This window comes from Lactobacillus sp. PV037 (assembly GCF_014522345.1).
In the GTDB taxonomy this organism is placed as follows: Bacteria; Bacillota; Bacilli; order Lactobacillales; family Lactobacillaceae; genus Lactobacillus.
In genome coordinates, this window is the sequence record NZ_CP041987.1 from 640,807 (window position 1) to 653,925 (window position 13,119).

The window sequence follows — 13,119 nt, forward strand, 5'->3', positions numbered from 1 at the left end:
AAACAAGGGAGGATATTTTATGAGCCAAGCATTTTCAAAAGATACGTTTGCAGTAGTTGACTTGGAAACAACAGGTACACAAAAAAAGCAGGGAGATAAAATTATCCAATTTGGTTGTGTGATTATCAAAAATCGTAAAATTGTAAAAAAATATTCTTTTTTAATAAATCCCAACAAAGAAATTCCTTTGTCAGTGGAAAATTTGACAGGAATCAGCAATGAAGAAGTTAAGCACGCACCAGAGTTTTCTCACTATGCAAGTAAAATACGAGAAATTTTAAAAGATACCATTTTTGTAGCACACAACGTTAACTTTGACCTTCCTTTTTTAAATTACGAATTAGAGAATGCAGGTTTAAAACCTTTAAATCTCAAAGCAATCGACACTGTAGAATTAGCACAAATTGCTTTTCCTACATTTCCATCTTATAAACTGAAAGATTTAACTGATCGGCTACATATTGAACACTTAAATCCTCATCAGGCTGATTCAGATGCTTACGTTACAGGACAACTGCTGCTTCAAATAATTGAAAAACTTGAGTCTCTTCCTCAATCCACATTAAATACTTTAACTTCTTTATCCAAAGGATTGGTAAAAAATACTGCAGATGTTTTCGCTGAAATTACGAAAGAAAGACGGTTACAGAAAAGAAAACTCCCTAAAGATTTAGTTCAAGTAAAAAATCTTGTTTTGAGAAGACAAACTGAACAAGTTGGTAAGGAAGTTTCTACAAAACAGACTACATTTCCAGAAAGCGATGATGAAAAGAAAGCTCTTTTTAAAAATATTGTACGTTTTCGAAGAGGACAGGTTAGCCTGATTAATAGAATCCACAATTTTTTAAGTTCTTCTAAAGAAGAAAACATGGTTGTTGAAGCTCCTAATGGGAGTGGAAAAACACTAAGTTTTTTAATGGCCTATGCTTATGAACTATATTCAGGACGAAAGTTAGTTATTGCGACTCCCACTAAAGTTCTACAAGAACAAATAATGAATCAGGAAATCCCGCAATTATTAAAGATAACTGGCTTAGATCTCTCGGCGCAAGAGGTAAAAGCAAGTTCACACTATATAGATTTAGATAATTTTTACGCCTCTTTATTACAAAAAAACTGGCCTCTTCAAACCTTAATTTTACAAATGAAAATTATCATCTGGCTGACGGAAACAAAGACAGGAGACCTAGACGAATTACAATTAACTAATTTTAAAGATCCTTTATTTGAAATGATTCGCCATCCAGGGGATGCAAGAATAGGTACTACGTTTTCTGAATATGATTTTTGGAACTTAGCCCGGGATAAGCAAGAAAAAGCAGATATTTTAGTTACAAATCATGCTTATCTTGCCAACCACTATCTAGATTCAATTTGGGGACAAAATCCATATTTAGTTGTAGATGAAGCGCATCGTTTTGCTGATAATGTCGCTAATTCTCGTAATGATTCTCTTCAATTTGAAAGTTTTTGGGGTGTAGCAAATCATTTAAAAAATTTACTCTTATTTGCAGATAAGAGTGTTAAAAACGAATTTTCTCAAAATAAACAAGTAACTTTTTACTTAGAGAAACTTGAGAAAGAAATCGATGATTTGATTCATGCTATTAATAATATTCAAAGAGAATTATATGCACAAAAAGACAAGGCTCTTACAAAGGAATATGGGAATCAAGAACGAGTTAATTTAGGAATTCAAGGCTATGCTTTATTTCCAAATATAGCTAACTTCAAGGAAAAGCTTAATTTTTTGCAGGGAAAAATTGAACTGGTTCGTCGGGATGTAAATAACGTTGAGTCGATCTTATACCGCAATTCTGCAAGTAACCAACAAATTATTGATAGTTTAATTATTGAGTTACAAGAGGAAATTGATAAGATAGATTATTATTCTCAGCAAACCTTTCTCTTGAGTGATCAATTAACTGATCAAAGTAAATTTGGCGAAAAGGGATTTGTTTTACAAATTACAAATATTGAAGATCCTTTATCAACGAATTTACAATGGTTAACTTTAGATCCGCAAGCTGAATTATTGCAACTATATCAAAATTTTAAAAAGAAATTATTTATTTCTGCTACTTTAACTCAACAGGGTAATTATAATTATTCTTTGAAAGAATTAGAGTTAGATCCAAGTAAGACTTTACTTTACAGTGCAAAGCCATCATATCCAGTAGAAAAGCACCTTCAGGTTTTAGCTTTGGATGATGAAAAGGCTCCGCAAGATCCTAATGAAGAAGAATATACAGACTTTATTACAGATTTTTTGATTAATGATATTAAAAAACAAAATCATGTGTTAGTCTTATTTACTAATCTCTCAACTATTAAAGAAGTTTTTGCTAAAATAAATAATGCGCCAGAATTGAAAGACTATGAAATTTTAGCCCAAGGAATTACCGGCTCTAATGAGCGTCTAGCTAAAAGATTTGGGATTGCCAAAAAATCAATTCTTTTAGGAGCAAATAGTTTTTGGGAAGGGATGGACTTTAAAGATAGTGGTGTAGATCTTGTGGTAGCTACACGCCTACCATTTGAATCTCCAGATCAACCAGAAATTAAATTAAGAGATGAACGACTGAAACAACAAGTTGGGAGCCATTTCTTTGAATTAGATACTCTTCCACGAGCTATTATTCGTTTCCGTCAGGGAGTGGGAAGATTAATCAGAAATGAAAAAGACTATGGTAGTTTTGTAATTTTAGATCAAAGATTTTGGCACAAAAATTATGGTAAAAATTTTTTAAAGAGTTTACCAGTTGGAGCTAAAAAAGTTTCAAGAAAAGAATTAAGAAAATTACTTGCAGAGAGATTTAAACATGAATCAAACAGTTAAAAGAGGTTTAAAAATTTTAGGTGGGATTATTGCCACTTTAATCATAATCTATGGTATTTGTGTGGTTATTTTTTTAGTCGGTACTAATTCACGAGCACAAGGAGAAAAAGCAGTCGAAAAGATTGCCCTTAAGAAAACACCAATTACTAAAGTTGAAGAGACATACCATTTAAGTAGGGATACAGAAAGTAATAGCTTACTAGGAACAGATAAAAAAGGAAAAAAATATTACTTTATATATCTTCCAAAAAGTAAAAAATCGTATCTTTATAATTCAAAAGATGGTATTAGTGAGCAAAAAGTATTAAAATTATTTAATACGCAGTATCCTAATTACAAAAATCCTCAAGTGGAATTGGGGTGGTATAAGGATACCCCAGTTTGGGAAATCACTTATAAGAAAGATAATGGAAATTATCTCTATGTAATTTATAGTTTTAAGTCTGGAGAAAAACTTTCTTATATTGATAATTTATAAATTAGATTCTCTTAGCATCTTAACGTTAATAATTTTTTTAGTATAATTAAGTTAAGTTTATTCAATAAAGGTTGGTAACGAATGACAGAATTAATTTCAATTAAAGATGCCTCAAAGCATGTTGGCGAAGAAGTCAAGATGCATGTATGGCTTACAGACAAGCGTTCAAGTGGTAAAATCATGTTTTTACAATTACGTGATGGTACTGCCTTTTTCCAAGGAGTTCTTTTAAAAAAGGATGTTCCAGAAGAAGTATTTAATGCTGCAAAGAGTTTACACCCAGAAGCAAGCATGTACATTACTGGAACAATTAATAAAGATGAAAGATCTCACTTTGGTTATGAAATAAAAATTTCTGATTTAGAGATTGTAACTAATAATGAAGGCTATCCAATTGGTAATAAAGAACATGGGATTGATTTCTTGTTAGATCACCGTCATTTATGGCTAAGATCTAAGAGACCTTTTGCTATCATGCAAATTAGAAATCAAGCTTTCAAGGCAATTGTAGATTTCTTCGAACAAGAAGGATTTATAAAATTTGATGCACCTATTTTAATGCAATCAGCTCCAGAAGGAACTACTGAATTATTCCATATTGACTATTTCAATACTGATGCTTACCTTTCACAATCAGGTCAATTATATGGAGAAGTTGGAGCAGCTGCCTTCGGTAAGGTATTTACTTTTGGGCCAACTTTTAGAGCTGAAGAATCTAAAACACGTCGTCACTTGACTGAGTTTTGGATGATGGAGCCAGAAATGGCTTGGATGAGTCAAGATGAATCTTTAGATATTCAAGAAAGATTATTGGCTTTCGTAACTAAGCGTATTTTAGATAACTGTGAATATGAATTACGCCTTTTAGGAAGAGATCCTGAAAAGTTAAGACCAACTACTGAAGGTAATTTCCCTCGATTAAGTTATGATGAAGCTGTTAAGATGCTTCAAGATGCAGGACGTGACTTTAAGTGGGGAGACGACTTTGGTGCACCAGATGAAGCTTATATTTCTGAGCAATTTGATCGTCCAGTTTTCATTTTAAATTACCCAACTTCTATCAAACCATTCTATATGAAGAAGAACCCAGATAATCCAAAAGAATATTTATGTGCTGATGTTCTTGCTCCAGAAGGTTATGGAGAAATTATCGGTGGTAGTGAACGTGAAAGTGACTATGAAACTTTAAAGGCACAAATTAAAGAAGCAGGATTAAACGAAAAAGATTATGAATGGTACCTTGATTTACGTAAATATGGTTCTGTTCCTCACTCTGGCTTTGGTATTGGATTTGAAAGATATCTCGGCTGGATTTGTAAGTTAGATCATATTCGTGAAGCTGTTCCATTCCCAAGAATGATCAATCGCTTACGTCCATAAATCAGATTAAAAAGAGCTGAACGCATTGTTCAGCTCTTTTTTAAAGGAGGGGAAATATGGTATCTTTTAACAACTACCGCACAGATGGTTTTTTGAGTATTCCTAATGTACTGTTAAAAAATTATATTCATTTAAATTTAAGTGAATTATCTCTACTGGTCTTATTAAAATTGGAAGCATACTATCAAAAGAATAATTTATTTCCTAGCAATGAATTACTAGCTCAAGAAATGACACTTAGTCCAATACAAGTTGGGGAAGTAATTCAAGAACTTATTGATGATAAAGTGATTGCTTTGCGACAAAAGAAGGATGAGAATGGTAAGATTACAAGCTATTATGACCTTTCGCCATTATATACAAAATTAGACAATTACCTTAAAGATCATCAGGAAGTGGCCACTGAGAATTTAGAAATTAAGGAAGTTCAAGAAGATCCAATTCAAGTTTTAGTCCATCAATTTGAAGTAGAGTTTGGAAGGTTGTTAAGTCCAATTGAACGTCAAGAAGTAGCTGCTTGGATAAATATTGATCATTATGATAATGAAATAATAAAGATGGCTTTACGTGAAGCTGTTTTAGCTCAAGTATATAATTTTAAATATGTTGATCGAATTCTATTAAATTGGCAACAACACAACTTAAAGACACCAGAACAAGTTAAGGGATTTTTACAAAGAACAAAATTTTAAATGAAGGGATACCAAAGATGGAAAAATTACTTTCTGATGAAGAAGCGCTAGTTGTTCTTCAAAAAATAATGAATATTTTTCCTGATGCAAAAGGAGAACTAAAATGGGATAGTGTTTTTCACTTGCTATGTGCAGTAATGATGAGCGCACAGACTACAGATAAGATGGTAAATAAGGTAACTCCTAATTTTAATCAAAAGTTTCCGGATAGTAAAAGTTTAAAAAATGCTTCTCTTTCAGAAATAGAGTCTACAATTAAGGTTATTGGTCTCTATCGTACTAAAGCTAAACATTTAAAGGAAACCGCAACTATTCTTACAGACCGCTTTAATGGGGTAGTCCCCCGAGAAAAACAAACTTTAATTACTCTTCCGGGAGTAGGGGAAAAGACAGCAAATGTTGTTTTAGCAGAAGCCTTTCAAATACCTGCCATCGCTGTTGATACTCATGTGTCTAGAATTTCTAAACTTTTTAAAATTGTACCTGCAAAAGCTACACCTCATCAAATTGAAAAACGCCTGGAAGAAATTTTACCACAGGAGCAGTGGATTCATGCTCATCATGCCCTAATTGCCTTTGGTCGTTATAAATTACCAGCTCGCAAAAAAGGGATTGATCCTTATAGTTTGCTTAGTTAAAATAAAAAAGCTTGATAATTCAACGTTTTAAACGAAATTATCAAGCTTTTTATTATTTTATTTAATTAGTTAGGATTTGTATCCTTATTATCAGTGGTTGCTTTAGGTTGAGCATTTGTCTGACTAGTTTCTGAAGATGATGGAGAGGTAGACTGAGAAGTAGTTTCAGCTTTTGACTGTGAATTTGTATTTGTTGTTTCATTGTTTTGAGTTGAAGATTGTGTAGCAGTTTGTTTAGATGAGGAGGCTGAACTCTCTTTTTCAGAAATAGAACTCTTTGAAGTGGAAGAAGTATCATCCTCATCTTTATCTTTACGTGAGCTACTTATTTTTTCATCATTATCTACTTTTGTATCATCATCATAATCTTCATCTCTTCTTTTGACAGTGGTTACTTTTTCATCACTGTTACCATAAGGATCAATTGGAGCATGGCCTTTAACAAATAATTGCCAAGTTGCGTTACTTGCTCCAGATCTTGCAACCTCATTTTCAGTACCATTAACAATTTTACGTCCAACAACTGATGAAGGCTGACTCCAATCTTCATTTGGTTTATTTTCCATTAAGTATTGCATCATCTTTTTATAAAGAAGTTGAGCTGAGTTCTCTCCAACACCTGATGGGGTTCCATCTTTAAGATTGTCATATCCTGTCCAGATACCCATTGAATATAATTTAGTATATCCTACAAACCAAGCATCTTTTGGAGAATTTGCGTATTGCGGATATTTAACAAGATCATCTTCTGAATATTTTACAGTTCCCGTTTTACCAGCTTCATAAAGGTTATCAATTCTAGCAGCGGTCCCAGATCCTTTTCCAGTGAAGACACCTTTAAGCATATCTGTCATCATGTAAGCTGTATAGTCCTTCATAACACGAGTTCCTTCACTGTCATACTTACGAGTAATTCCATCAGGAGTTTCAATTTTAGAAACAAATTGTGGCTTGTGGTATACACCATTATTAGCAAAAGCACTATAAGCACCTGCCATTTGAAGAGAAGAAGCATTGGCACCGATACCAACAGATAAACCTGAATCTGAAGGAACATTGACACCCATTTTTTTAGCAAAAAGGGAAGCACGACTTACACCAACTTTAGCCAAAGTTTGGACAGCTGGAACATTTCGTGATTCAACTAGTGCTTGGCGCATAGACATTTTACCCTTATAAGTATTATCCCAATCATAGAGTTGAATATTAGTACCAGGATAAATGTACTTACTATCATTGAGAATGTAAGAAGTTGGCCAGTACAGGTACTCAATTGCTGGTCCATAATCAAGTACTGGTTTAATTGTAGAACCGGTTGAACGCCCAGTTTGAACAGCACGGTTAAGTCCTAATTGAACAGAAGGGAGTTTTCGCCCTCCAAGGATAGCAATTACGTGTCCATTTTTTGGATTGACAATAGTTGCACCCACTTGCATCTTATCATTGGTAAAAGGCACTTCGCCATCATTTGCAAGTTCATAAAGTTTATTTTGTGCATCTTGATCAATATTGACAGTAATTTTTAAATTATCGTTGTAAGGATTAAATCCTTTACTTTTAACTTCAGAAATTACCTCTTTAATATATGGATCATCAACTTTTCTCAAAGTAGAATCAACAGTTGTTTTCTTAGGCTGTAGTCCTTCAGTAATTGGAGTGTTAACTGCCTTTTTATATTGTGCCTTGGTGATCTTATGATTAGTTAGCATCGACTTTAAAACAATGTCACGTCTGTATTTTGCCTTTGCAGGATATACATAAGGATCGTACGCAACTGGTGCATTAGGCATCCCTGCCAATAAAGCTAACTGCGGCAAAGATAACTCATCTAGACTTTTACCATAATAAAACTCAGCGGCTGTTCCCATCCCATAAATACCATAATTCATATAAACCTTATTAATATAGAACTCTAAAATTTGGTTTTTACTAAATTCACGTTCTACTTTCATTGAAAGCCAGGCTTCTTGGGCTTTGCGTTTAAGTGTACGCTGAGAAGCATCAGTTGAAAAAACGGACAACTTCACTAATTGTTGGGTAATGGTTGATCCACCAGCAGCAACGCCACCACTTTTAGCATTAACTAAAACTGATCCGATAATTCTAATTGGATCTAGACCAATGCCTTCTTTGTAAAAGCGTCTATCTTCGACAGAGACAACGGCATTTTTTAAAGTAGTAGGTATTTTATTATTTTTGACGTAAGTTCTTTTAGAGGAACCTAAAGAAAGAAGAAACTTTCCATTATTAGTGTATAAGCTACTTGTTCCGCCACTTTGGAGTTGTGCTTGAGAAATGCTAGGTGCATCTTTAGCATAGTAAGCAAAAAGCCCAATTCCACCCACAATTACAATCAAAAAAGTAATAAAAATCCATTTTATAATTCTAAGAAAAATATTTTTCTTTTTTCCTTTTGAACGTAGGCGAGATACTCTGGAGGGTCGAGATTGATTTTGATTATCTGTCATTTTTTACTTCCGATCTTTCTATAATTTTGTCAACAGCTTGTAAATAAGGGAGAGTAGGGCGATAGCTACTTTTAATTTCAATTGAATTTTCACTAAGCTGAATTAAACTAATTGAACTTTTATCTTTTTTCTTCCACGCATACCAAGCATCTACAATAAAACTGGCAGGCGTAACAAAGTACCGATTTAAAGTCGCAAACCTAATTATCGTAAAACAAATTCCTTGTTGTCTTAGACATTGACTTAAGTGAATTATTTGGTGTTCATGAAAATTTTTTAAAGGAAAAGATTGCTTATTACGGGTCTCTTTAGCTTCAAAATCAAGATAGTAGCCTTTGTAGACACCATTATAATCTGTAGTTGAAGCTTGTCTGAAGTAAGCTTCTTTAATTACGGCGCGTGAACGTTTAGGATAGTCGACTTTGACAATTTGAACGGGAGTAGGCTTTTTATGGACAACAGCTATATTTTTTGAAAGGTAATAGTTATTCGATTCATTAATTTGCTGCTCTAAGTTCATTCCACGATCAGAAAAAACAGTATCTTTATGTCGAGCTACCTTTTTGTTCTTTGTTTTATTAATTAAATCTCTTGTCTGACCATCATTAAAATTGATCAGACTTCCAGTAGGATAATTGACCATTTACTTCACTCCTGATAGCATCAATTATAGCAGTTATTGAACAAATTTTAAAAGTGTGAAAAAGTAAGGAAAAATTATGAAAAGATTATGGGTAACAGGATATCGCAGTTATGAATTAAATATTTTTAATGAGAAAGAAAAAAAGCTGCAAGTAATAAAGTATGCATTAAAGAAATATTATCGATCTCTTTTAGAAAACGGCGAACTCGATTGGATCTTAAGTGGGGGAAATTTAGGCGTTGAACAATGGAGTCTAGAAGTAGGGTTAGAATTAGCAAAGGAGTATCCTTTGCAGGTGGGGATGTTAACACCTTATGCAGATTTTGCTAAAAATTGGAATGAAAAAAACCAACTTCATTTTGAAGAGTTAAAAAATAAAGTTGATTTTTATGCTTCTGTTTCTAAGCAATCGTATCAAAATCCAAGCCAATTGAAAAACTATCAGCAATTTATGTTTACTCATAGCGACCAAGCCTTACTGATTTACGACCCAGAACATCCTGGCAAAAGCAGATATGATTATGAGTTTATCAAAAGAAACCAGGAAAAAAGCAATTATGATGTTAATTTAATTGATTTTTATGATTTGCAAGAGACAGCAGAAGAATATTTAGCAAGATAGAGGTTACTTCTATTTTAATAAAGGAGCTTTTTTGCTAAAATATAAGCAAAGGAGCTGTGAGAAACATGGCAGATTTACAAGACATTAAATTGTCAGCGGATGATATTCTGCAAAAGAGATTTAAATCTAAAGTAAAAGGATATGACCAAACAGAGGTCGATAGTTATTTAGATACAATTATTGCAGATTATACCAATTTCATCCAAATCATTAATGAATATCAAACAAAAATACAAGAATTAAATACAAAATTACAGCAAAAGCAAGAAGCTGAAACAGATAGTAGACGTTTTCCAAATGCAAAATCTGTTGAGGAAGACGACGTTAAGATGTATTATCCTTCAAGTGAGGGTAATAAGAGTGTACCGCCGATAACTGATTATAAATATGGAAGTAACGAAATTACGACTAACGTAGCAATGATTCAAAGAATTTCTACTTTAGAGCGTAAAGTCTTTAATCTAGAACAAAGACTTGATAAGCAAGGGCTATAGAGATTAATTTTTATTAGCATTTGTGATATAATTTATTTTGCAAGTTTTGAGCAATCGCGGTTAGCCAAGAGCTAGCTGAGGAAAGTCCACGCTCACACGAGCTGCGATGCTCGTAGTGTTTGTACTCAGCCCAATAAGCTGAGGGATTTTATAAAAATCATGGCGGAAAAAGCGCTAAATCTGTTAGACATGCGTGAATATCCTGAAAGTGCCACAGTGACGGAGCAACAAAAGAAATTTTGTTGGTGGAACGAGGTAAACCCTGCAAGTGAGCAACCCAAATTTGGTAGGGGCGTTTTCACCTAAGGAAATGAACGATGGGTGAGACTACATAGTAGAGATAGATGATTGCTGAAAACAAAGTTTGCCAAGCTTTGTTGGAACAAAACGTGGCTTATAGAAACTTGTATGGTAAGTTGAGCATTAATGCTCAACTTTTTTTATGGAGATGATATTATGGAAAAATACAAATTATATGCAACGATGGGTGCAGGATTTGAAAGTGTAGTAGCTAAGGAATTACAAGATTTAGGCTATGAAACTGAAACTGAAAACGGCCGTGTCTTTTTTGAGGGAACGCAAGAAGACATTGTTAAAACTAATTTATGGTTAAGAAGTGCTGATCGTGTTAAGATTTTGCTGAAAGAATTTAAAGCAACTGATTTTGACAAACTTTATGAGGAAACTTATAGCTATGATTGGGCACAGTTATTACCAATGGATGCGCAATTTCCTGTTAAGGGGCGGAGTGTTAAAAGTAAATTGCACTCTGAACCTGATGTCCAATCAATTGTAAAAAAAGCAATTGTAGATAAAATGACAGATCAGTACCATCGACGTGGCTTTTTACCAGAAACAGGAGCCTTATACCCACTAGATGTTCATATTTATAAAGATAAGGTACGTTTAAGCTTAGATACCACAGGACAAAGTTTATTTAAACGTGGTTATCGCGTAGAACATGGTGGTGCACCGCTTAAAGAAAATTTTGCAGCTGGCTTAATTGAACTAACACCTTACGATGGTAGTCATCCCTTTATTGATCCAATGACAGGTTCCGGGACAATTGCAATTGAAGCTGCCTTAATTGCTAAGCATGTTGCACCAGGAATTTGGCGTAAATTTGCTTTTGATGATTTTGACTGGTTCGATAAAAAGTTACACCCAGAATTAGTTGAAAAAGCTAAAGCCGAAATCATAAAAGATCATGCTCCAATTATTGCCAGTGATATCGATCAATCAATCTTGGAAATTGCAAAAGTTAATGCCCATAATGCTGGAGTTTTACAAGATATAAAGTTTAAGCAAGTGGCTGTTAAAGATTTTTCAACTGACTTAGAAAATGGAATTATCATTGCTAACCCACCTTATGGGAAAAGATTAAAAGACCGGCAAGCTGCTGAAAAAATTTATGAGGAAATGGGGCAAACTTTGCGTCCACTTGAAAGTTTTAGTCAGTACTATTTAACCTCTGATCCTGAATTTGAAAAGTACTTTGGTGAAAAAGCTACTAAAAAGAGAAAATTTTTCAATGGTAACTTAAGAACAGATTACTATCAATATTGGGCAAATCAAAGATAGAATAGATTCTAAATAAAATTATTGCTATAATAACTAGGAATTAATAATTTTATTTAGGGGGAAAAAATGAAATTTTCTACATTGAAAAAGAATGCAAAATCTCAGTTAAGGGGAGACTGGGGTTGGGCGATCTTAGTGCCGCTAGTAAATAGTATTTTTGCTGGAGTTATTGGTATTGTTTCAAATCCAAGTTATTTTATTGGATTTAGTAATGGATTTTTGGGCCAAGCGCCTAAAGAATCTGCACTATTAAGTAGTACCAGTTCAACTGTAGCGCTTAGCTCAATTGTAGTAGGGATGCTCAGTTACAGCATTTACTATGCATACCTTAACTTAGTAGATACAGAGCAAGCAGGCAATGTGTTCACAGGCGCTTTTGCAGCTGTAACTAATAAACGAATAATTCCAAGTTTGTTAACTAGCTTTTTAGCAAGCGTCTTTATCGCTCTTTGGAGTATGCTATTTATTATTCCAGGAATTATTAAATCTTACGCTTACTCTATGGCACCATACATTATTAAAGATTTAACAGATAATGGAAATGAAGTTCAACCAACGCAAGCAATTCGCTTAAGCCGTCAAGTAATGAAAGGACATAAGTGGCAATTATTTTGCTTAGACTTGAGCTTTATTGGTTGGTTCTTGCTTTCAATTATTACTTGCGGAATTGGCTTTTTATGGTTGCGTCCATATTTTGGTGTAACTCGGGCTAATTACTACCGCCAATTAGTTGGTGACCATTTCCAAAAATCAAACTTCACTGAAGAAAATTAAACATTATAAAAGCTACTATGTTTCGTTAAAAGGGACATAGTAGCTTTTTGCATAAAGTTAAAATTAATTTTTGATGACTTTTGTAGTAGTGCGTTTAATAGTTAAAGGAAGTTCTTTTAAAATAGCGTAGCATTGATCAATTTTAGTTAGAATGGTATTTTCATCGAGCTTCTTTTCTTTAAAAATAAATTTAGCTGCTTCGGTGTAATTGCGCTTAAATTTTTCATTAAGTTCATGCCAATTAATACCGGCAAAAGCTTTAGCTAAAGCTTCATCAAAGGGGAGCTTATTTTGTAATAATAATACTGCGATGATCGGATAACCAGCATATCCTTGCCAATAAGTAGCATTATCATTTGCTTGATAAATACCATCATGCCATTTTACTGTATAAGTTTTAGCATTATTAGATGAAGTAACTAGGGCGTAATTTTCAAACATCTTAACATGATGATCCCCAATAGCTGTATAAGCTTCCATTATTTTTTCAATCGGAGGAAATTTTTTCAT

The 13,119-nt window shown here is 33.5% G+C and carries 12 protein-coding genes and 1 other RNA gene; 10 read left to right on the top strand and 3 right to left on the bottom strand.

Features of this window, described 5'->3' with window-relative positions:
- Positions 1–19 precede the first annotated feature (19 nt).
- From FP435_RS03565 to nth, 5 genes are all read left to right on the top strand, one after another.
- On the top strand, positions 20–2,839 hold the full coding sequence (locus FP435_RS03565) for a helicase C-terminal domain-containing protein (RefSeq protein WP_265484480.1): 2,820 nt from the start codon (positions 20–22) through the stop codon (positions 2,837–2,839).
- Entirely contained in the window at positions 2,823–3,317 is a 495-nt protein-coding gene (locus FP435_RS03570; RefSeq protein WP_265484481.1) for a hypothetical protein, read from the top strand. The genes FP435_RS03565 and FP435_RS03570 overlap by 17 nt, the downstream gene beginning before the upstream one ends.
- A gap of 81 nt (positions 3,318–3,398) precedes the next feature.
- The gene (gene asnS / locus FP435_RS03575; protein ID WP_265484482.1) at positions 3,399–4,697 is read left to right on the top strand and encodes an asparagine--tRNA ligase; all 1,299 of its coding nucleotides are present in this window, start codon (positions 3,399–3,401) and stop codon (positions 4,695–4,697) included.
- Between the two features lie 56 nt (positions 4,698–4,753).
- On the top strand, positions 4,754–5,389 hold the full coding sequence (locus FP435_RS03580; protein WP_265484483.1) for a DnaD domain protein: 636 nt from the start codon (positions 4,754–4,756) through the stop codon (positions 5,387–5,389).
- Positions 5,390–5,406: 17 nt separating this feature from the next.
- On the top strand, positions 5,407–6,027 hold the full coding sequence (gene nth / locus FP435_RS03585; RefSeq protein ID WP_265484484.1) for an endonuclease III: 621 nt from the start codon (positions 5,407–5,409) through the stop codon (positions 6,025–6,027).
- Positions 6,028–6,092: 65 nt separating this feature from the next.
- Here nth and FP435_RS03590 read toward each other — a convergent pair whose 3' ends face one another.
- Both FP435_RS03590 and recU read right to left on the bottom strand, forming a co-directional pair.
- Positions 6,093–8,495, bottom strand: a complete 2,403-nt coding sequence (locus FP435_RS03590) for a PBP1A family penicillin-binding protein (protein ID WP_265484485.1) — start codon at positions 8,493–8,495, stop codon at positions 6,093–6,095.
- Positions 8,485–9,138: a Holliday junction resolvase RecU gene (gene recU, locus FP435_RS03595; RefSeq protein ID WP_265484486.1), complete on the bottom strand. Its 654-nt coding sequence runs from the start codon at positions 9,136–9,138 to the stop codon at positions 8,485–8,487. The genes FP435_RS03590 and recU overlap by 11 nt, the downstream gene beginning before the upstream one ends.
- Positions 9,139–9,214: 76 nt before the next feature.
- Between recU and FP435_RS03600 the strand changes: the two genes are divergently transcribed.
- The 5 genes from FP435_RS03600 (at position 9,215) to FP435_RS03620 (ending at position 12,609) form a co-directional block, all read left to right on the top strand.
- Positions 9,215–9,760 (top strand): DUF1273 domain-containing protein, encoded by a 546-nt coding sequence (locus tag FP435_RS03600; protein ID WP_265484487.1) that lies wholly within the window; start codon positions 9,215–9,217, stop codon positions 9,758–9,760.
- 65 nt (positions 9,761–9,825) lie between these two features.
- Positions 9,826–10,254 (top strand): DivIVA domain-containing protein, encoded by a 429-nt coding sequence (locus FP435_RS03605; RefSeq protein ID WP_265484488.1) that lies wholly within the window; start codon positions 9,826–9,828, stop codon positions 10,252–10,254.
- Between the two features lie 42 nt (positions 10,255–10,296).
- Positions 10,297–10,656, top strand: an RNA gene (gene rnpB, locus FP435_RS03610) — RNase P RNA component class B.
- 54 nt (positions 10,657–10,710) lie between these two features.
- The gene (locus FP435_RS03615; RefSeq protein WP_265484489.1) at positions 10,711–11,835 is read left to right on the top strand and encodes a THUMP domain-containing class I SAM-dependent RNA methyltransferase; all 1,125 of its coding nucleotides are present in this window, start codon (positions 10,711–10,713) and stop codon (positions 11,833–11,835) included.
- 66 nt (positions 11,836–11,901) lie between these two features.
- Positions 11,902–12,609 carry a DUF975 family protein gene (locus tag FP435_RS03620; RefSeq protein ID WP_265484490.1) on the top strand — a complete coding sequence of 236 codons (708 nt, stop codon included), beginning with the start codon at positions 11,902–11,904 and terminating at the stop codon, positions 12,607–12,609.
- A gap of 63 nt (positions 12,610–12,672) precedes the next feature.
- On the opposite strand, the gene FP435_RS03625 is transcribed toward FP435_RS03620, so the two are convergent.
- Positions 12,673–13,119, bottom strand: a complete 447-nt coding sequence (locus tag FP435_RS03625) for a hypothetical protein (protein WP_265484491.1) — start codon at positions 13,117–13,119, stop codon at positions 12,673–12,675.